The sequence below is a fragment of the Phytopseudomonas dryadis genome (assembly GCF_004327355.1).
Taxonomy (GTDB): Bacteria; Pseudomonadota; Gammaproteobacteria; order Pseudomonadales; family Pseudomonadaceae; genus Aquipseudomonas; species Aquipseudomonas dryadis.
Genome location: NZ_QJUM01000004.1, coordinates 62,773 through 81,161, shown reverse-complemented (window position 1 = coordinate 81,161; position 18,389 = coordinate 62,773). Strand labels below are relative to the sequence as shown.

The 18,389-nt window shown below is 66.2% G+C and carries 15 protein-coding genes; 5 read left to right on the top strand and 10 right to left on the bottom strand.

All coding sequences use genetic code 11. From position 1 onward, the window contains the following. Positions 1 to 339 precede the first annotated feature (339 nt). The 4 genes from rmf to DNK34_RS04490 all read right to left on the bottom strand — a co-directional run bounded on the left by rmf (position 340) and on the right by DNK34_RS04490 (position 5,316). On the bottom strand, positions 340 to 567 hold the full coding sequence (gene rmf, locus DNK34_RS04505) for a ribosome modulation factor (RefSeq protein WP_131174325.1): 228 nt from the start codon (positions 565 to 567) through the stop codon (positions 340 to 342). A gap of 293 nt (positions 568 to 860) precedes the next feature. After that, entirely contained in the window at positions 861 to 2,441 is a 1,581-nt protein-coding gene (gshA, locus tag DNK34_RS04500) for a glutamate--cysteine ligase (RefSeq protein ID WP_131174324.1), read from the bottom strand. 157 nt (positions 2,442 to 2,598) lie between these two features. After that, positions 2,599 to 2,988: a PaaI family thioesterase gene (locus tag DNK34_RS04495; protein ID WP_131174323.1), complete on the bottom strand. Its 390-nt coding sequence runs from the start codon at positions 2,986 to 2,988 to the stop codon at positions 2,599 to 2,601. Positions 2,989 to 2,991: 3 nt separating this feature from the next. Beyond that, complete coding sequence (locus tag DNK34_RS04490) at positions 2,992 to 5,316, bottom strand: Tex family protein (RefSeq protein ID WP_131174322.1); 2,325 nt, start codon at positions 5,314 to 5,316, stop codon at positions 2,992 to 2,994. A gap of 468 nt (positions 5,317 to 5,784) precedes the next feature. Here DNK34_RS04490 and ompR point away from each other — a divergent pair, with 468 nt between their 5' ends. The 3 genes from ompR to DNK34_RS04475 all read left to right on the top strand — a co-directional run bounded on the left by ompR (position 5,785) and on the right by DNK34_RS04475 (position 11,956). Further along, a complete protein-coding gene (gene ompR, locus DNK34_RS04485; RefSeq protein WP_131174321.1) occupies positions 5,785 to 6,522 on the top strand; it encodes an osmolarity response regulator transcription factor OmpR in 738 nt (245 codons plus the stop codon). Between the two features lie 88 nt (positions 6,523 to 6,610). Beyond that, on the top strand, positions 6,611 to 7,924 hold the full coding sequence (locus DNK34_RS04480; protein WP_131174320.1) for an ATP-binding protein: 1,314 nt from the start codon (positions 6,611 to 6,613) through the stop codon (positions 7,922 to 7,924). A 240-nt stretch (positions 7,925 to 8,164) separates the two neighbouring features. Continuing rightward, complete coding sequence (locus DNK34_RS04475; RefSeq protein WP_131174319.1) at positions 8,165 to 11,956, top strand: bifunctional diguanylate cyclase/phosphodiesterase; 3,792 nt, start codon at positions 8,165 to 8,167, stop codon at positions 11,954 to 11,956. Between the two features lie 41 nt (positions 11,957 to 11,997). Here the strand turns inward: DNK34_RS04475 and DNK34_RS04470 are convergent, their stop codons facing one another. The 4 genes from DNK34_RS04470 to rimA form a co-directional block, all read right to left on the bottom strand. Then, complete coding sequence (locus DNK34_RS04470; RefSeq protein WP_131174318.1) at positions 11,998 to 12,894, bottom strand: S66 peptidase family protein; 897 nt, start codon at positions 12,892 to 12,894, stop codon at positions 11,998 to 12,000. Beyond that, positions 12,891 to 13,796, bottom strand: coding sequence for a 30S ribosomal protein S6--L-glutamate ligase (gene rimK / locus DNK34_RS04465; RefSeq protein WP_131174317.1), 906 nt, complete (start codon positions 13,794 to 13,796; stop codon positions 12,891 to 12,893). The genes DNK34_RS04470 and rimK overlap by 4 nt, the downstream gene beginning before the upstream one ends. After that, positions 13,793 to 14,260 carry a retropepsin-like aspartic endopeptidase RimB gene (rimB, locus tag DNK34_RS04460; RefSeq protein ID WP_131174316.1) on the bottom strand — a complete coding sequence of 156 codons (468 nt, stop codon included), beginning with the start codon at positions 14,258 to 14,260 and terminating at the stop codon, positions 13,793 to 13,795. Before rimB ends, rimK begins: the two co-directional genes overlap by 4 nt. A gap of 75 nt (positions 14,261 to 14,335) precedes the next feature. Next, positions 14,336 to 15,127, bottom strand: coding sequence for a S6 modification regulatory phosphodiesterase RimA (gene rimA / locus DNK34_RS04455; protein ID WP_131174315.1), 792 nt, complete (start codon positions 15,125 to 15,127; stop codon positions 14,336 to 14,338). Positions 15,128 to 15,232: 105 nt separating this feature from the next. Here rimA and DNK34_RS04450 point away from each other — a divergent pair, with 105 nt between their 5' ends. Beyond that, positions 15,233 to 15,637 carry an RNA-binding S4 domain-containing protein gene (locus tag DNK34_RS04450; RefSeq protein ID WP_131174314.1) on the top strand — a complete coding sequence of 135 codons (405 nt, stop codon included), beginning with the start codon at positions 15,233 to 15,235 and terminating at the stop codon, positions 15,635 to 15,637. Positions 15,638 to 15,901: 264 nt separating this feature from the next. Here the strand turns inward: DNK34_RS04450 and DNK34_RS04445 are convergent, their stop codons facing one another. Together DNK34_RS04445 and DNK34_RS04440 are read right to left on the bottom strand one after the other, a co-directional pair. After that, the gene (locus DNK34_RS04445; protein WP_131174313.1) at positions 15,902 to 16,696 is read right to left on the bottom strand and encodes a phosphatase PAP2 family protein; all 795 of its coding nucleotides are present in this window, start codon (positions 16,694 to 16,696) and stop codon (positions 15,902 to 15,904) included. A gap of 116 nt (positions 16,697 to 16,812) precedes the next feature. Next, on the bottom strand, positions 16,813 to 17,283 hold the full coding sequence (locus DNK34_RS04440; RefSeq protein WP_131174312.1) for a hypothetical protein: 471 nt from the start codon (positions 17,281 to 17,283) through the stop codon (positions 16,813 to 16,815). Positions 17,284 to 17,408: 125 nt separating this feature from the next. Between DNK34_RS04440 and hslO the strand changes: the two genes are divergently transcribed. Next, positions 17,409 to 18,296, top strand: coding sequence for an Hsp33 family molecular chaperone HslO (gene hslO, locus DNK34_RS04435; protein WP_131174311.1), 888 nt, complete (start codon positions 17,409 to 17,411; stop codon positions 18,294 to 18,296). Positions 18,297 to 18,389: the final 93 nt, after the last annotated feature.

Sequence of the window (18,389 nt, the reverse complement as noted above, 5' to 3'; positions counted from 1 at the left end):
CAGGCGCAGACGCAGGTGCTGCGCGTAACTCGTTTCTGGGGCGCGTAGCCGGCGCTTGTTTCATCCAGCCCTGCGTTAGCAGGGTCGGGCTTCGCATCCATTGTCACGGGCGAACTACGGGCCGTCACACTCTTGTAGGAGCCGCGACCCCGCGGCGATTGGCGGTCACGCCGCAGATTCTGCCGGATGGCCGCCATCGCATCGCGCCGAGGTCGACGCTCCTACAGGCGAGCCCGCTGGCTCCCAACGGGCTCTTGCAGGCCAAGGATCAAGACGGTGGTGTCTACGGGCTGCCTCGGCTTCTAGCTTGCAGCTAATAGCTGCTCGCGCCGGCTCGAATCAGGCGCGCTTTCTGTTGGCGGAGGGCGTTCGGTTGAGTTTCTCTTCGCTGAGCCGGCGCTGGCCTTCGCCATCCACCCAGCCGGCTTCCCAGGCCGCCGCGGGCACGCTGGCAGCGAATGGCTGCGACTGCGCCGACTGACCGGTGAGGCCTGCCATGTAGCCTTGCTGATAGGCCTTGGTCAGGCTTTCCAGGCTCCAGTGCTGGTCTTTTTCACGGTGGGACATGGGCTGGGATTCGCATTGAGTGCTCAGGCTCAATGCTAGCCAAGTCGGGATGCACGAACCGAGCCGCTGGTCATGGATTTACTGCCGCTGGCTTTTTTTGTGATGCAGTCGACGAAAGTCGCTGCACCACGAGCGGGCATGTAGGCTCGACAGACCCTATCGTTGTTGGAGGACTTGGCAAGGGAACACGCGGACGGCTAGTCCATTCCCGGCGTCCTCCGCCTAGCGGATCGCCGCCCGGCCTGGCGAGATTTCTCGCGGCAACGCGGCTTGCGCTGAAACGTCAACAGACCCTATACCGCCAGAGCCAGGATGCTGGCCTGGTAGGCGGCGGCGAAGCTGTCGAAATCGCCGTCTTCGTGGGCTTCCAGCTCCGCCTGTTCCTGCAGCGAGCGTGCGGCGGCCTCTTCGAATTCGGCCTGTTGCTCGCGGCTCAGCGGCTGCTGGCGGAAGTATTCGGCGTGGCGCTTGCTCTGGCGCAGGGCGAACGCGGCAAAGCTTTCGCCCTGCTGCAACTGTGCCAGCACCTGGGCCGATGGTGTCAGGCTGGCGTCATCGATCTTCGCCCGTTGCGCCTGCAGGGCGGCGCGATGGGCGTCGCCGCCCTGGCTGGCGTCGAGCAGCGCGGCCAGCGCTTCGATGCCGTCGAGCAGCTCGTGGGCCCAGCTCTGCAGCACCACCGGTACGCCCTGGCGCTGCAGGTGCAGGCCCGGGCGACGGCCCTCCTTGACCACCTTGAGGAAGTTGTCGGAGCAGTTGCCGCACTCGCCATTGCTCAGCTGCGGGCTGTCCTGCAGGGCGCAGAACAACAGGAAGGCGTCGAGGAAACGCGATTCGACCAGGTCGATGCCCAGTGGCAGGAAGGGGTTGATGTCCAGGCAGCGCACTTCCACGTACTGCACGCCGCGGGCCATCAGTGCCTGGATCGGGCGCTCGCCGCTGTAGGTCACCCGCTTCGGACGGATGTTGGAGTAGTACTCGTTCTCGATCTGCAGGATGTTGGTGTTGAGTTGCAGCCACTCGCCGTCCTTCTTGGTGCCGACGTCGACATAGGGCGGGTAGGGGGTGGCCACCGCCTGGCGCAGGCTGTCGGTGTAGCTGGGCAGGTCGTTGTAGCAGGGCGTCAGGCCGGCCTGGGCCTCGCTCTGATAGCCCAGGTCGCTCATGCGCAGGCTGGTGGCGTACGGCAGGTACAGGGTGTCGGCATCGAGCTCCTGCAACTGGTGCGGGCGGCCGCGCATGAAGTTCCGGTCCAGGGCCGGGGAGGCGCCGAACAGGTACATGAGCAGCCAGCTGTAGCGGCGGAAGTTGCGGATCAGGGCGATGTAGCGCGACGACTGGAAGTCGCGGGCGCTACGCGTGTCGCCTTCGGCCTGCTGCAGGACCGCCCACAGGGCTTCGGGCAGGGAAAAGTTGTAATGGATGCCGGCGATGCACTGCATGGTCTTGCCGTAACGCAGGGCCAGGCCCTTGCGGTAGACGTACTTGAGCTGGCCGATGTGCGAGTGGCCGTAGCGGGCGATCGGGATGATCTCTTCGTCCGGCAGCGGGCCGGGCATCGATGGGCTCCACAGGTATTCGCCATCGAGCTTGCTGTAGACGAAACGGTGGATGCGTTCCAGTTCGGCCAGGGTGGTGGCCGGGTCGGTGGCGGTCGGCGTGATGAACTCGAGCAGCGATTCGGAATAGTCCGTGGTGATCTGCGCGTTGGTCAGGGCCGAGCCCAGGGCCGCCGGGTGTCCGCTCAGCGCCAGTTGGCCGTTGCCGTCGACGCGCAGGCACTCGCGCTCGATGCCGTGCAGGCACTGGGACAGCAGGGAGAGGTTGGCGTGCTCGCCGAGCAGAGCCAGACGACGGGAGAACAGGTCGCTCAAGATTGCATTCCTTCACGCAGCGGTCGCCCCAATATGGGGGTGGATCGTGCGCCGTACAAGGGGACGGTTACCGACGTTGGTCGTCTGGCGGGTCAGTGTGGCCTGCATTCTAGCGGGCCGCGGCGCCCGAGCGAAGCCGGGCGCCGCAGGGTGGCGATCACAGGCAGGCGAAGGTCGCCTGGGCCTTGGCGATCAGCTTGCCGTTCTGGTGCACCTCGGCTTCGATCACCTGGGTCCGGCGCCCGGCATGCACCACCCAGGCCCGGCAACTCAGCTCGCCATCGGTCACCGCGCGGATGTAGTTGACCTTGCATTCCAGGGTGACGCTGTTCGGCTCGCCGTCACCCAGGCTGTGGCTGGCCTGGCCCATGGCGGTATCGATCAGGGAGAACAGCGCACCGCCGTGCAGCTTGCCATGCAGGTTGCGCAGGCCGTCGTGCATGCTCAGGTCGATCACCGCTTCGCCGCCTTCGGCCTTGACGATCCGCAGGCCGAGCAGACGGCCGAAGGCGCTGCTCTTGCCGATTGCTTCCACGGGTTCGCTCACGGGTTATTTCCTCAGTTGCTTGGCATTGGCGAACAGCGCGGCCATGGCCGCGTTGGCCGGAGCCGGCTTGTCCTGCCCGGAGTGACGTTCGCTGCGCGGCGCCTGGGCGCCGCGACCGCCCTGGCGAGCACCGCCGCGCGGGCCTTCGATCTTCTCGCCCGGGGTGTCGCCCATGCGCATCGACAGGGCGATGCGGTTACGCGGGATGTCCACCTCCATGACCTTGACCTTGACCACGTCGCCGGCCTTGACCGCCTCGCGCGGGTCCTTGATGAACTTCTCCGACAGGGCGGAGATGTGCACCAGGCCGTCCTGGTGCACGCCGATGTCGACGAAGGCGCCGAAGTTGGTGACGTTGGTCACCACGCCTTCGAGGATCATGCCCAGCTCGAGATCCTTGAGGGTTTCCACGCCCTCCTGGAATTCCGCGGTCTTGAACTCGGGACGCGGGTCGCGGCCGGGCTTTTCCAGCTCGCTGAGGATGTCGCCGATGGTTACCAGGCCGAACGTCTCGTCGGTGAACTTCTTCGGATCGAGGCGCTTGAGGAAGCCCGCGTCGCCGATCAGCGAGCGGATGTCGCGGCCGGTGTCGACGGCGATGCGCTGCACCAGCGGGTAGGTTTCCGGGTGCACGGCGGAGGCGTCCAGCGGGTTGTCGCCGTTCATCACGCGCAGGAAGCCGGCGGCCTGCTCGAAGGTCTTGTCGCCCAGGCGCGGGACTTTCTTCAGCTCGTCGCGGGTCTTGAACGCGCCATGGGCATCGCGGTGGGCGACGATATTCTGCGCCAGGCTGGCGTTGAGCCCGGAGATCCGCGCCAGCAGCGCGCTGGAGGCGGTGTTGACGTCCACGCCGACGGCGTTCACGCAGTCCTCCACCACGGCGTCGAGGCTGCGCGCCAGCTTGAGCTGCGAGACGTCGTGCTGGTACTGGCCGACGCCGATGGACTTGGGATCGATCTTGACCAGTTCGGCCAGCGGGTCCTGCAGGCGCCGGGCGATGGACACGGCACCGCGCAGGGACACGTCCAGGTCGGGGAATTCCCGGGCGGCCAGCTCCGAGGCCGAGTACACCGAGGCGCCGGCTTCGCTGACCATGATCTTGGTCATCTTCAGGCCCGGGTATTTCTTGATCAGCTCGATGGCCAGCTTGTCGGTCTCGCGGCTGGCGGTGCCGTTGCCGATGGCGATCAGGTCGACACCGTGCCTGGCGCACAGCCTGGCCAGCACGTTGAGGGTGCCGTCCCAGTCGTTGCGCGGCGCGTGGGGGTAGACGGTGGCGGTATCGAGCAGCTTGCCGGTGGCGTCGACCACGGCGACCTTGCAGCCGGTGCGCAGGCCCGGGTCGAGGCCGAGGGTGGCGCGCGGGCCGGCCGGCGCGGCCAGCAGCAGGTCGTGCAGGTTGCGGGCGAAGACGCTGATCGCCTCGTCTTCGGCGCCCTCGCGCAGCTCGCCGAGCAGGTCGGTTTCCAGGTGGGTGTAGAGCTTGACCTTCCAGGTCCAGCGCACCACTTCGCCCAGCCATTTGTCGGCGGCGCGGCCCTGGTTGGCGATGCCGAAACGCTCGGCGATCATGCCCTCGCAGGGGTGCAGGGTGCCCGGCAGCTCCTCGCCGACCTTGAGGCTGACGCCGAGGATGCCCTCGTTGCGCCCGCGGAAGATCGCCAGGGCGCGGTGCGACGGCGCGCCCTTGAGCGTCTCGTCGTGTTCGAAATAGTCGCGGAACTTGGCGCCTTCGCTTTCCTTGCCGGCGACCACCCGGGCGCTGAGGGTGGCGTTGTCCTTGAGGAAGCCGCGCAGGCTGGCGAGCAGGCTGGCGTCCTCGGCGAAGCGCTCCATGAGGATGTACTTGGCGCCTTCGAGCACGGCCTTGATGTCGGCAAAGCCTTTTTCAGCGTCGATGAACCGCGCCGCTTCGCTTTCCGGGCTCAGGCTCGGGTCGTCGAACAGCGCGTCGGCCAGCTCGCCGAGGCCGGCTTCCAGGGCGATCTGGCCCTTGGTGCGGCGCTTCTGCTTGTAGGGCAGGTACAGGTCTTCGAGGCGGGTCTTGGTCTCGGCGAGGTCGATCTCGCGGCGCAGCTCGGGGGTCAGCTTGCCCTGTTCCTCGATGCTGGCGAGGATGCTGGCGCGGCGCTCGTCGAGTTCGCGCAGGTAGCGCAGGCGTTCTTCCAGGTTGCGCAGTTGGGTGTCATCCAGGCTGCCGGTGACTTCCTTGCGGTAGCGTGCGATGAACGGCACGGTGGAACCTTCGTCGAGCAGCGCGACGGCGGCGGCGACCTGTTGCGGGCGCACGCCCAGTTCTTCGGCGATACGGTTGTTGATGCTGAGCATGGAAAAGTAAGCCTACCCTGGAACGAATAAGAACCGGCCTCGCTCATGATCGGCCGGACGATAAAGCGGCGCATTATAGCGGTATAAAAGCAGCTGGAAGCCTGAAACTGGAAGTCGAAAAAAACGCTGGACGAGAAAGGCTAGAAGCCGAGAACAGCGCTGGAGGCTGAAGGCTGAACGAAAAAGCCTGGTAGCCCGGGTCGAGCGGAGCGACACCCGGGAAGGGTTTACCTGGGTATCGCTGCGCTCAACCCAGGCTACGGGGCAGAAGCCGATAAAGGCGCTAAAGGCTGAAGGCTGGGCGAAAAAGCTTGACAGCGGCAGGGCCCGAGCAAAACAGCTTCCAGCCCCCTCCAAACCGAAAAATCTGCTAACAATGGACACTACGTGGTCTATACGGCCTCTGAGCCATAATGCCGCGTTGAAGTCGGGCGCGTCGCGTCCCGAATTCTCGATCAAGGAGCCCCTATGAGCAGCACTGCAGCACTACCGGTCGAAGGTGAGAAGATCCTGATTGTCGATGACGATGCCCGTCTGCGGCGCCTGCTCGAGCGCTTTTTCGACGAGCAGGGCTACCGCGTGCGCGCGGTGGAAAACGTCGAGCAGATGGATCGCCTGCTGGCGCGCGAGCTGTTCAATCTGGTGGTGCTCGACCTGATGCTGCCGGGCGAGGACGGCCTGTCCGCCTGCCGTCGCCTGCGGGCCTCTAACAATCAGGTGCCGATCATCATGCTCACCGCCAAGGGCGACGAGAGCAGCCGTATCCAGGGCCTGGAACTGGGCGCCGACGATTACCTGGCCAAACCCTTCAACCCGCGCGAGCTGCTGGCGCGGATCAAGGCCGTGCTGCGCCGCCAGGCGCCGGTGGTGCCCGGCGCGCCAGGCAGCGAGGACGAGACCGTCACCTTCGGCGACTACGAGCTGTCGCTGGCCACCCGCGAACTGAAGAAGGGCGACGAGGTGCACATGCTCACCACCGGCGAATTCGCCGTGCTCAAGGCGCTGGTGCAGCACGCCCGTGAACCGCTGACCCGGGACAAGCTGATGAACCTGGCGCGCGGCCGCGAATGGGACGCCCTGGAGCGTTCCATCGACGTGCAGATCTCCCGCCTGCGCCGCCTGATCGAGCCGGACCCGTCCAAGCCACGTTACATCCAGACCGTCTGGGGCGTGGGCTACGTGTTCGTGCCGGATGGCAACAAATAAGCCGAAAAAACGCGAGAGGCTGGAGGCTGAACGACGGCGCTCTTCCGTTCCGCCTCCAGCCTTCAGCGCTCTGATTCGGTTCTTAATTATGAAAGCTCCACTCTGGTTCCCGCAAAGCTTCTTCTCGCGCACCCTCTGGCTGGTGCTCATCGTCGTGCTGTTCTCCAAGGCGCTGACCCTGGTCTATCTGATGATGAACGAGGACGTGCTGGTCGACCGGCAGTACAGCCATGGCGCGGCGCTGACCCTGCGCGCCTACTGGGCGGCGGATCCGGAGGACCGGTCCAACATCGCCGAGGCCGCCGGGCTCAAGCGCGTGCCGCGTACCGAGGTGCCGGCCAGCGAGGAGCACTGGCCCTACAGCGAAATATTCCAGCGCCAGATGCAGTCCGAACTGGGCCCCGATACCGAGACCCGGGTACGGGCCAAGAGTCCGCCCGCGCTGTGGGTGCATGCGCCGAGCCTGGGCGATGAATGGCTGCGGGTGCCGCTGTATCCCCATCCGCTGCGTGGCCAGCGCATCTGGAGCGTGCTCGGCTGGTTCCTCGGCATCGGCCTGCTGTCCACGGCGGCCGCCTGGATCTTCGTGCGTCAGCTCAACGCGCCGCTCAAGCGTCTGGTCTTCGCCGCCCGGCAGATCGGCCAGGGACGCAGCGTGCGCCTGCCGGTGAGCGATACGCCGAGCGAGATGACCGAGGTGTATCGCGCCTTCAACCAGATGGCCGAGGACGTCGAACAGGCCGCCCGCGAACGCGAACTGATGCTGGCCGGGGTTTCCCACGACTTGCGCACGCCGCTGACGCGCTTGCGCCTGTCGCTGGAGTTTCTCAACAACGATTCCGAGCTCACCGACGACATGGTGCGCGACATCGAGGACATGGACGCCATCCTCGATCAGTTCCTGGCCTTTATCCGCGACGGTCGCGACGAGCCGGTGGAAGAGCTCGAGCTGCCCGAGCTGATCCGCGAGGTGGCTGCGCCCTACAACCAGAAGCAGGAGCTGGTGCGTCTGTGCCTGGAGCCCGTGCCGGCGTTTCCCCTGCGGCGCGTCTCGATCAAGCGCCTGATCGTCAACCTGATCGAGAACGCGCTGCGTTACGGTGGCAACGCCGTGGAAATCGCCCTGTCGCTGGCGGGCGACGACGGCGCGCCCTACGTCGTGCTCAGCGTGCTCGACCGCGGTACCGGTATCGATCCCACGGAACTGGGCAATATCTTCAACCCCTTCATCCGTGGCGACCGCGCCCGCGGCGGGCAGGGCGCGGGGCTGGGCCTGGCCATCGTCAAGCGCATCGCCGCGCTGCACGGCGGCAGCGTCGAGTTGCGCAACCGTTCCGGCGGTGGCCTGGAGGCGCGTATCTGTCTGCCACTGGGCCTGCTGCTGCCGCGCGATGCGGTCTGACTGGTTGCTCAAAGGCGGAAGCGGACGGCCGATAAGAGCGCTAGAGGCTGGAGGCTGAACGACAAGCAAACCGCATAGGCTCTTTCGTCCAGCTTTCCAGCCTCAAGCGCTTTTGATCGAAGGCCGAAGGCCGCTATCGCCTTATGGCTGCCGCCGTCTCGCCTGGCTTTATTCGCGGCGTGAGCTGACCAGCGATGGCGGCTGCACTATGCTGTGTGGGTGCTCCGACATGAGGTCAGCATGCCCGTAAATCCCGATCGCCTGCCGTCCTGGACATGGTGGTTGCCACTGCCGATCTTCCATGTGGCCTCCTGGCTTTCCCTGGCGACCCACTTCCATGGCGGAGTGGCGATCTGGTATCTGCCATTCGCGCTCGGCCTGGTGCTGTGCCTGTGGTGGGGGCCACGGGTGCTGTTGGCGCTGTATGCCAATGCCCTGCTCTGCACGCCGCTATGGGGGCTCGACTGGCGCTGGGCGCCGGTGCATGCCCTGCCGGAAACCATCGGCGTCGGCCTGAGCTATCTGTTGCTGCGCGCGCGTCCCTTCGATGTGGCCTTGCCGGATACGGCTCATCTGTTGCGCTTCATGCTGTTGGGCGTGCTGTGTCCGGCAGCGCTGACCTGCGTCGGTCTGCAGGTCAACCTGTGGCTGCTCGGTGACCTGGAGCAGGGTGACTGGACGCAGGTGATCATGACCCTGTGGCTGGCCGACAGTCTGACCGCGCTGGTGATTTCCATTCCCCTGCTGAGCTACCTCAGCCCGCTGTTGCGCCGGCGTGGCTGGCTGCTGCCGACGCCGACGGCGCAGCCACCCCTGGAACGGGTGCCCGAGGTCTTGCGCCGTCTGCCGCCGTGGCCGTTGCTGCTGGCGCTGTTGCTGTGCCTGCCGGTACTGGTCGGGCTGTTGCCATTGACGCTCAAGCTGCCCTTGATCGGCGCGGTGACCCTGGGCCTGGCGTTGCTCTGGGGCTTTCCCGGGGCCTTGTGCAGTGCCTGGCTCAGCGCCCTGAACATCCTCGCGCTGCCCTGGCTGCTCGGCCTGGGCGCCAGCGCCGGCTGGCTGGAACCGCAGCGTCTGGAGCTGCACTTCAGCGTCTTGCTGCTGACCCTGGCGACCCTGCTGGTCGGACGCAGCCTGAGCGACCTGCGCCTGGCCCTGCGCAGCAGTGCGCTGATGCAGCAGCAACTGGCACTGGCCAGGCTGGCGCTGGAGGCCAGCCCGCTGGGGGTGGTCATCGCCGATGCGCGCCAGGCCGAGCTGCCGCTGATCTACTGCAACCCCGCCTTCGAACGCATCACCGGCTACAGTGCCCAGCAGAGCCTGGGCAAGAACTTGCGTGCGCTGCTCGATGACGCGCAGCGCCCTCATGAAATGCGTCAGCTGGATGCCGCCATCCGCCGGGGCACCGGCACTCATGTGGTGCTGTGCAACCAGCGCCAGGATGGTCAGTCGTTCTGGAACGAGGTGATCCTCGCGCCGATGCACGACGACCAGGGGCTCAGCCATTTCATCGCGCTGCAGCAGGATGTCAGCGCCCGCGAGCAACTGGCCGGCGAGGTCGCCCGCCAGCGCGAGGAGTTGCTGCAGCAGAGCTACCTGTTCAGCCAGACCGAGAATATCGCCGATCTGGGCGGCTGGATGATCAACCTCAACGACATGAGCATGTACTGGAGCGCCGGCTGTTTCAGCATCTTCGAACTGGATGCCAATGGCGGCGCGCCGGACTTCGAGCAGGCGATCGGGCATTTCGATTCGGCCGGCCGGATGCTGGCGCGCGAGACGCAGCAGCGGATGCGCAACGGTGGCGAACAATTCGACATCGAAGTGCGCATGACCACCGGCAAGGGCAGGACGCGCTGGGTACGTATCCGTGGCGTCAGCGAGCATGATGGCGATGCTCTGGTACGGGTCTATGGCGCCGTTCAGGACATCAGCGCGCGGCGCCGCACCGAGCAGCAGTTGCGCGAGCGCGATGACCGCCTGCGGCTGTTCTTCGAAGCCCCGCTGATCGGCATGGCGCTGACCAGTCCGGAATTCGCCTGGGAGGAGGTCAACCTCAAGCTGTGCAGCATCCTCGGCCGCAGTCGCGAACAGTTGCAGCGCTGCAGTTGGGAGAGCATCAGTGTCGCCGAGGACCTCGAGGCCGAGCGGCAACTGCTCGACGAGGTGCTCGACGGTAAGCGCGAGGGCTATGAGTGCGACAAGCGTTTCCTGCGCGCCGATGGCTCGCAGGTGCATACCCGGGTCAACCTGCGCGCGGTGCGCAAGCGCAGTGGCCGGGTCGGCATGTTCCTGCTGCTGGTCGAAGACATCAGCGCGCGCTTCGAGGCCGAGGCGCGCTACCGCACCATCGTCGAGCATGCCCCGGAAGCCATCATGCTGTTCACCGAGGATGGCGGCATGGTCGATTTCAACGAGAACGCCTTGCGCCTGTTCCGTTGCCGCCGCGAAGACATGCTCAGCCGCAAGCCCTTCGAGCTGAGCCCCTTGCGCCAGCCCGACGGCCAGCCGTCGGCCCTGGCCGGCAAGGCCTACGTGGAGAGCGCTCTGCAGGGCGCCGCGCCGGTGTTCGAATGGATGCACCGCGACAGCAGCGGCCGGCAGTTCCCCTGCGAGGTACGCCTGGTGCGCATGCCCGGCGAGCCGGCGATGATTCGCTGCAGCATTTCCGATATTTCCGAACGCCAGCGTTACCAGCGCGAAATCGAGCGGCTGGCCTACAGCGATGAATTGACCGGGCTGCCCAATCGTCGTCTGCTGCTCGACCGCTTGCAGCACGCCATGGATCGCGAGCTGCGCGAAGGCACGCTGGGCGCGTTGCTGTTCATCGATCTGGATCACTTCAAGACGGTCAACGACAGCCTGGGGCATCTGGTGGGCGACAACCTGCTGCGCGAGGTCACCCACCGCCTGGCCGCCGCGCTGCGCGCCGAAGACACCCTGGCGCGCATGGGCGGCGACGAGTTCGTGGTGCTGCTCGAGGCGCTGGATGCCAACCCCGAACTCGCCGCCGAGCAGGCGGCGCTGATGGCGGAGAAATTGCTCAAGAACCTCGAGGCCTCCTGTCAGGTCGATGGCCATGAACTGGTCATCAGCGCCAGCATCGGCATCGCCTTGCACCCATTCGGCGAACAGGTCGCGGCCGATGTGCTGAAGCAGGCCGACACCGCCATGTACCGGGCCAAGCACGCGGGCCGTAACGCGCTGCATTTCTTCGCGCCGCAGATGCAGGCGGCCATCGATCAGCGCCTGCAGTTGCAGGGCGAACTGCGCCAGGCGATCCAGCGCGGCCAGTTGCACCTGGCGTTCCAGCCGCAACTGCAGCTCGACGGGGGGCGGATCATCGGCGCCGAAGTGCTGTTGCGCTGGGTCCATCCCGACCGTGGTGAAATCCTGCCGGGGCAGTTCATCCCGCTGGCCGAGGAGACCGGCCTGATCCAGGACATCGGCAACTGGGTGCTGGAGCAGGCATGCGCCACACTGGGCCGCTGGCTGCCGCTGCGGCCGCATCTGGTGCTCGCCGTCAACCTGAGCCCGCGCGAGCTGCGCAGCCGGATTTGCGTGGAACGCGTGCGCGGCTGCCTGGAGCGCCATCGGGTGCCGGCGGCGGCGCTGGAACTGGAGATCACCGAGGGCGTGCTGCTCGAGGACGTCGAGCAGTGCATCGCCAACATGCAGGCGCTCAAGGCGCTGGGCGTGCGCTTCGCCATCGACGATTTCGGCACCGGCTACTCGTCGCTGACCTACCTCAAGCGCCTGCCGCTGGATCGCCTGAAGATCGATCGCAGTTTCACCCAGGATCTCGGCGGCGGCGAAGACAGCAGCGGTGCCATGCTGGTCGAGACCATCCTGGTGATCGCCCGCAACCTGGGGCTGGAGTGTGTCGCCGAAGGCATCGAGACACAGGCCCAGTTCGACCGCCTCAATGCCCTGGGCTGTGCCCTGGGGCAGGGTTATCTGCTCGGCCAGCCGATGCCGGAGGCGGCGTTCCTGGCCTGGCTGGAGACACCCGGGTCGAGGGTTCCCGCGTAGCAGGAGAGCGGCCAGGCCGAACCGGTGCCGCGGCGGCTCGCTCACCAGTCCAGCGTGCTGCCCCGCAGTCGCGCCGGGTGGCCATAGGGCCAGGCGAGGTTGGCGTCGCCGTGGCCGCTGGGCAGGTCGCCGTACAGCGGGATGGCGAACGGCGCCAGGTATTCGCCGATGATCGCCTCGATGCTGTGCTGGACGCCGCGCCGTGGGCAATCGCTGAAGCTGCCCAGGCATACCGCTGCCGGGCGACGCTCGCCGAAGCTTTCGAACAACTGCCAGAAGCTGCGCTCGAGCCGGTAGTAGGGCTCGCCGACATCCTCGAGGATGAGGATGGCGTTGTCCGGCAGCTGCAACTGGCCCAGGGTGCCGCAGGCGCTGGCCAGGGCGGTGAGGTTGCCGCCGACCAGGGGGCCGTCGACCGGCCGGGTCGGCCCGGCGATATGCCGCACCGGCAACGGCCGGCCGTGGCCCTGCAGCAACTGCCATAGCGCCTGTAGCGAAGCCAGGCGTTCGCGCTGGCCCGTTGGCGCAGACAGGGGCTGCCGACCCAGGGCCGTGGCCACCGGCCCGTGGATCGCCGGCAGGCCATGCCGCTGGAAGGCGGCGAGCAGGATCGACAGGTCGGAAAAACCGATCAGCGGCCGGGCACTGGCGCGTCGCAGCAGCGCCCAGTCGATGCCGGGCAGCAGGTGCGCGCAGCCATAGCCTCCGCGCAGGCACCACACCGCCTCGATATCCGCCAGGCCGAAGGCCTGGTGCAGGTCGGCAAGCCGCTGTGCCGGCGTGCCGGCCAGGTAGCGATGGCGGGCCCGGACATGGGCGCCCAGGTGATAGTCGATGCCCAGCACCTCGAGCTGCGCCAGGGTCGCTTCGAGCACATCCTCGGCGATGGCCGCCGCCGGCGCGATCAGGGCCAGGCGCCCTGCGAATGGCTGGCTCATCCCTTGCCCTTGGTGCGGGTCAGATGCGGGCCGCCGTTCTTTTCCAGGTACTGGATGATCATCCCGGCGACATCCTTGCCGGTGGTCACCTCGATGCCTTCCAGGCCGGGCGAGGAGTTCACTTCCATCACCAGCGGGCCATGGTTGGAGCGCAGGATGTCGACGCCGGCCACCGACAGGCCCATGACCTTGGCCGCGCGAATGGCGGTCATGCGCTCTTCCGGGGTGATCTTGATCAGGCTGGCGGTACCGCCGCGGTGCAGGTTGGAGCGGAATTCGCCGGGCTTGGCCTGGCGCTTCATCGCCGCGATCACCTTGTCGCCGACCACGAAGCAGCGGATGTCGGCGCCGCCGGCTTCCTTGATGTACTCCTGCACCATGATGTTCTGCTTGAGGCCCATGAAGGCCTCGATCACCGATTCGGCGGCCTTTTCCGTTTCGCACAGCACCACGCCGATGCCCTGGGTGCCCTCCAGCACCTTGATCACCAGCGGCGCGCCGTTGACCATCTGGATCAGGTCGGGGATGTCGTCCGGCGAGTGGGCGAAACCGGTCACCGGCAGGCCCACGCCACGCCGCGACAGCAGCTGCAGCGAACGCAGCTTGTCCCGCGAGCGGGCGATGGCCACCGATTCGTTGAGCGGCACCACGCCCATCATCTCGAACTGGCGCAGCACCGCGCAGCCATAGAAGGTCACCGAGGCGCCGATGCGCGGGATCACCGCGTCGAAGCCCTCCAGCGGGCGCCCGCGGTAGTGGATCTGCGGCTTGTGGCTGGCGATGTTCATGTACGCGCGCAGGGTGTCGATCACCACCACTTCATGGCCGCGCTGCTGCCCGGCTTCGACCAGGCGGCGGGTGGAATACAGGCGCGGGTTGCGCGACAGCACAGCGATTTTCATTGGGCACCGCTAAGGTCGGTAAGCGTGGGTTTGTCCTGAACATAGGCGAGCGCGGGATTGACCACCAGTTGGCCGTCGATCAGCGCCTTGGAACCGAGCAGCATGCGATAGCGCATGGTCTTGCGGCTGGCCAGGGTGAATTCCACCGGCCACAGCCGGTCGCCCAGCACCAGGCTGGTACGTATGACGTAGCGGCTTTGCGCCAGGCCGTTGGAGCTCTTGATGCTCTTGACCGTCACCAGACGGGCTTCGCAGCGGTGCCGGCGTTGTACCTGGGTGCCGATGTAGGCGGTGAAGCGCACCCACTGCTCGCCATCGCGCTCGAAAGTCTGGATATCGCTGGCATGCAGGCTGGACGTGCTGGCCCCGGTATCGATCTTGGCGCGCAGGCCGATGATGCCCAGGTCGGGCAGGTTGACCCATTCACGCAGGCCGATCACGCTGAGGTGGTCGAATGTCTTCAAGAAAGGCTTCCGTGGCTGCTGAGGTCAGGCTGTGTGGCGCTCATGGTACTGAAAATCCCGGGCGATGCGAGCCCGTCAGCACGCTGGATTCGCTGCCGGCCAGGCCGCTTCGGCAATGGCCGGCAAGCCCTGGAATCGTGGCCTGGCGAACCAGTAGCCTTGCATCAGTTCGATCCCGCTGTCGGCGAGGAAATCCCGTTCCGCGGCGGTCTCGATACCTTCCGCGATCACCGTCACGCCGAGGTCGGCGCAGATGCCGACGATGCCGCGAACGATGGCCTGGCGAGCCTTGTCCTGATCGATCCCGCGGATCAGGGCCATGTCCAGCTTGATCAGGTCGGGCTGAAAACCGGCCAGCAGGGTGAGCCCCGAGTGCCCGGCGCCGAAATCGTCGATCGCCGTCTTGAAACCGAACTCGCGGTACTGGCGCAGGATGTTCGTCAGGTGCCGGCTGTTTTCCATGTGGTCGCTCTCGATGGTCTCGAAGATCAGTTTGTGCAACGGAAAACCGTGTTGCCGGGCGGCCTCCAGGGTGCTGCGGATGCACAGCTCCGGGCGGTAGACGGCATTGGGCAGGAAATTGATCGACAGATGGGTATCCAGGCCCAGTTGCATCGCCTCGGCGATGGCCTGGGTGCGGCAGCGTTGGTCGAAGCGATAGCGGTTGTGATCGTTGACACGCTCGAGCACGGACAGTGCGCTCTCGCCCGCGGGGCCGCGTACCAGGGCCTCATGGGCGAAGACCTGCCGCTCGCGGATATCCACGATGGGTTGAAAGGCGAAGGTGAAGTCGAAGTCCAGCGCCTGGCTATTCTGGCAGCCGCGACATTTTTCGGGATGGGTGAGGTCGCTGGGAAAGTGGGTCACTGCGGCTCCGGGTAGCGATTGCACATCAGGCTTGTGTCCCTGTGACAATACGGACAGGCTGATGTGGCAGTGAATTGTGTGGGCAATGAAGCAACGGGTGAAGCGATGGTGGCAAGGCAGGATTCCGATGACAAGATTCGCTTGGACAAGTGGCTATGGGCCGCGCGGTTCTACAAGACGCGAGCGCTGGCCAAGGCGGCGATAGAAGGCGGCAAGGTGCATTGCCGGGGCGAGCGCTGCAAGCCGGGCAAGGAACCGCGCGTGGGTGAGGAATACGTGATCCGCAGCGGTTTCGACGAGCGTACCGTGGTGGTTCAGGCATTGTCGGCGGTTCGGCGTGGCGCGCCGGAGGCCCAGGCGCTGTATGCCGAGACCGGCGAGAGCATCGTGCGCCGCGAACTGGCCGCCGAGCAGCGCAAGTCCGGTGCCCTGGGGGTGCAGACCGACGGGCGCCCGACCAAGAAGCAGCGGCGGCAGTTGCACTTCCTGCGCGGCGGGGCGAACGACTGAGCGCCTGCTCGCGCCAAACCTCTTGTTCCTGTAGTTCGGGTCGAGCGTAGCGACACCCGGGTATCGCTACGCTCGACCCGGGCTACGGCCTGTGAGGTACGGCGCCCTGCACGGGATTCAGCGGTAAGTGCAGAAGAGGGTCATGCTTGTGTAGGCGCTGCGACCTCGCCGCGAATGGTGGCCGTGACGCGGCCATCATTATCGCGCCGGGGGCGACGCTCCTGTCCGTGAGCCCTCTGGCGGCCGGGTAACCGCAGGCGCCTCTCAGCGCCCGCTGATAACGCTCAGGCGACCCAGCAGCGGCAGTCCGGCCAGGCGCCGCATCAGTGGGGCGGTCAGGCGTTCGATGGCGCCGCTGGCGCGGTGGGCCAATGGCGTGTAGCAGCTCCAGGCCAGGCCCAGCACGCTCAGCAGCACGCCGCCGACCAGGGCGTCGGCCCCCCAGTGGGCGCCGGCGACCAGGCGTGGCAGCATGCCGATGACCGCCACTCCCCACACCAGCGCCAGGCGCCAGCCGCTGGCGAAGAAGCTGCAGAACATCGCCCAGATCAGCAGCACCGAAGCATGATCGCCAGGGAAACTGCGGCTGGCGCTATCCTTCAGGTCCCAGCGTTCCTCCCAGGCCGGGAACAGCTCGGTGAGCCGCGCACTGCCTTCCACCACCAGTGAAGGACTGGCGTGCTGCCAGTCCATGTACTCCACCAGGTCGGCGAACAGCACGCGCATCAGCAGCATCACGGTCAGGGCGACCAGGAAGGCATACAGCCCCGTGCGCACCTGGGCCGCCGGGAGCACCAGGCCGCCCCGAAGCATGATCGCCAGCATCGCCAGGCCCACGCCGGCATCCACCGGGCGCATGCTGCCGATGGCCCAGAGATGGGCCCACAGGCCGACGGCATGCACTGGGTCGTTGAGCAGGTGGAACAGCCACAGGTCGAAGTGATTCCACAGTTGTCGGGTCGGTTGCCACAGCCAGCTGGCGAGCAGCAGTCCGACGATCATATGGCTGATGAGCAGGGCGCGTGGGCGCCAGTGGTTATCGAGAACAGCGCTGGACATGATGGCGGCTTCGAACGGGACGTTTTCGGGTGCGCAATTCTAGCGATCCGCCGTCGCCGTCGGTTGACGATGGGCGGTTCGTTCAGCCGCCGTTCAGCTTGCCCCGCGATTGCCCTTCAGTCGCCGCCGCCCCCGCCACCATCGCCTCCGCCGCCATCGCAACTGGAGCCGCTGTCCGCCGTGCAATCGCTGTAGCCGTCATGGGTACCGGCGTGGCTGGACAGGTGGATGAAGCTGGCGCTGCCCAGCGCGTCGGCCGAAGTGCTGGCCATGGGCGAATTTTCCTGCTGGCGGATCAGCCAGCGGAACAGGAGGAACGCCAGGGCGATGCCGGCCGCGCCGCTGGCGAAATCGACCAGGGGGATGGGGACATTGTCGGCGATCAACATGGCCACGTAGAACAGGCCCAGGGAGAAGCCGATGGCCATGAGCCGCAACCAGGTGCTGCGCCAGTGTCGTTGCGCGGCCGTCAGGCTCTGGTGATCCGCCAGGACCCCGGAGAATAACGCCAGTACGCTCAGTTGCAGCAGGCCGCCCAGCGGGGCCGCCAGCACACCGGCGATGAAGCAGAATAGCGCAGTGAGCATCGTGTCTTCCTCCAGTCTGCGGATTACCCCGTTGCGCGCGGGGGGCGAGGATGCCCGATCCTTGGTCGACCGAGGCTTTTCCTCTATTATTCGCGGTTTCCCCGCCTATTTTCTGCGAGCCCGGCATGTCCGACCATACCCAGCGTTTCCTGTTCGATGACACCGATGTGCGCGGTGAATTGGTCGGGCTGTCCGCTAGCTACCAGCAGGTACTGGCCAAGCATGACTATCCGCAGCCGGTCGCACAACTGCTCGGCGAATTGCTGGCCGCCGCGTCGCTGCTGGTGGGCACGCTGAAGTTCGACGGCCTGCTGGTGCTGCAGGTGCGTTCGGACGGGGCGGTTCCCCTGCTGATGGTCGAGTGCTCCAGCGACGGCGAGGTGCGCGGCATCGCCCGTTACGCTGCCGAGCGCATCGGCGATGACGCCGGCCTGGCCCAGTTGATGCCCGAGGGTGTGCTGGCCATGACCGTCGACCCCCGGCAGGGGCAGCGCTACCAGGGCCTGGTTGCGCTGGATGGCGATAGCCTGGCCGAGTGCCTGAGCAACTATTTCGCCACCTCCGAGCAATTGGCCACACGCTTCTGGTTGTGTGCCGACGGGCGCCGCGCCCGAGGGTTGCTGTTGCAGCAATTGCCTGCCGATCGTCTGAAAGATGACGAGGAACGTGCCGCCAGTTGGCAGCATCTGGCGACCCTGGCCAACACCTTGCAGAATGAGGAATTGCTGGCCCTGGACAACGAAACCCTGTTGCACCGGCTGTACCACGAGGAGCCCTTGCGTCTGTTCGAACCGCGTCCTTTGCGCTTCCGTTGCAGCTGCTCCCGTGAACGCTCTGCCAAAGCGCTGGTCAGTTTAGGGCGGGCCGATGCCGAGCAACTGCTCGACGAGCATCACGGCCGTGTGGAAATCGACTGCCAGTTCTGCAACGAGCGCTATGCGTTCGATGCCGCCGACGTCGCCCAGCTGTTCGCCGGTGGAGGCAGTCACGAGCCCTCTGACACCCGTCACTGAGGGGCACCACTGGACCGCGCTAGATTGTTCTGATTAGAGGCTGCACCCGTAGCCTGCTTTTCTGGCATAATCCGACGCACTTTTTTAGCTGTA

What these genes read in the sequence shown, in the direction of transcription:
- ompR (WP_131174321.1), top strand. Translation starts at nt 5,785, where the DNA reads ATGAGCAGCACTGCAGCACTACCGGTCGAAGGTGAGAAGATCCTGATT.
- DNK34_RS04475 (WP_131174319.1), top strand. Translation starts at nt 8,165, where the DNA reads ATGCCCGTAAATCCCGATCGCCTGCCGTCCTGGACATGGTGGTTGCCA.
- DNK34_RS04445 (WP_131174313.1), bottom strand. Translation starts at nt 16,696, where the DNA reads ATGTCCAGCGCTGTTCTCGATAACCACTGGCGCCCACGCGCCCTGCTC.
- hslO (WP_131174311.1), top strand. Translation starts at nt 17,409, where the DNA reads ATGTCCGACCATACCCAGCGTTTCCTGTTCGATGACACCGATGTGCGC.
- DNK34_RS04440 (WP_131174312.1), bottom strand. Translation starts at nt 17,283, where the DNA reads ATGCTCACTGCGCTATTCTGCTTCATCGCCGGTGTGCTGGCGGCCCCG.
- DNK34_RS04480 (WP_131174320.1), top strand. Translation starts at nt 6,611, where the DNA reads ATGAAAGCTCCACTCTGGTTCCCGCAAAGCTTCTTCTCGCGCACCCTC.
- DNK34_RS04470 (WP_131174318.1), bottom strand. Translation starts at nt 12,894, where the DNA reads ATGAGCCAGCCATTCGCAGGGCGCCTGGCCCTGATCGCGCCGGCGGCG.
- rimK (WP_131174317.1), bottom strand. Translation starts at nt 13,796, where the DNA reads ATGAAAATCGCTGTGCTGTCGCGCAACCCGCGCCTGTATTCCACCCGC.
- DNK34_RS04450 (WP_131174314.1), top strand. Translation starts at nt 15,233, where the DNA reads ATGGTGGCAAGGCAGGATTCCGATGACAAGATTCGCTTGGACAAGTGG.
- DNK34_RS04490 (WP_131174322.1), bottom strand. Translation starts at nt 5,316, where the DNA reads ATGCTCAGCATCAACAACCGTATCGCCGAAGAACTGGGCGTGCGCCCG.
- rmf (WP_131174325.1), bottom strand. Translation starts at nt 567, where the DNA reads ATGTCCCACCGTGAAAAAGACCAGCACTGGAGCCTGGAAAGCCTGACC.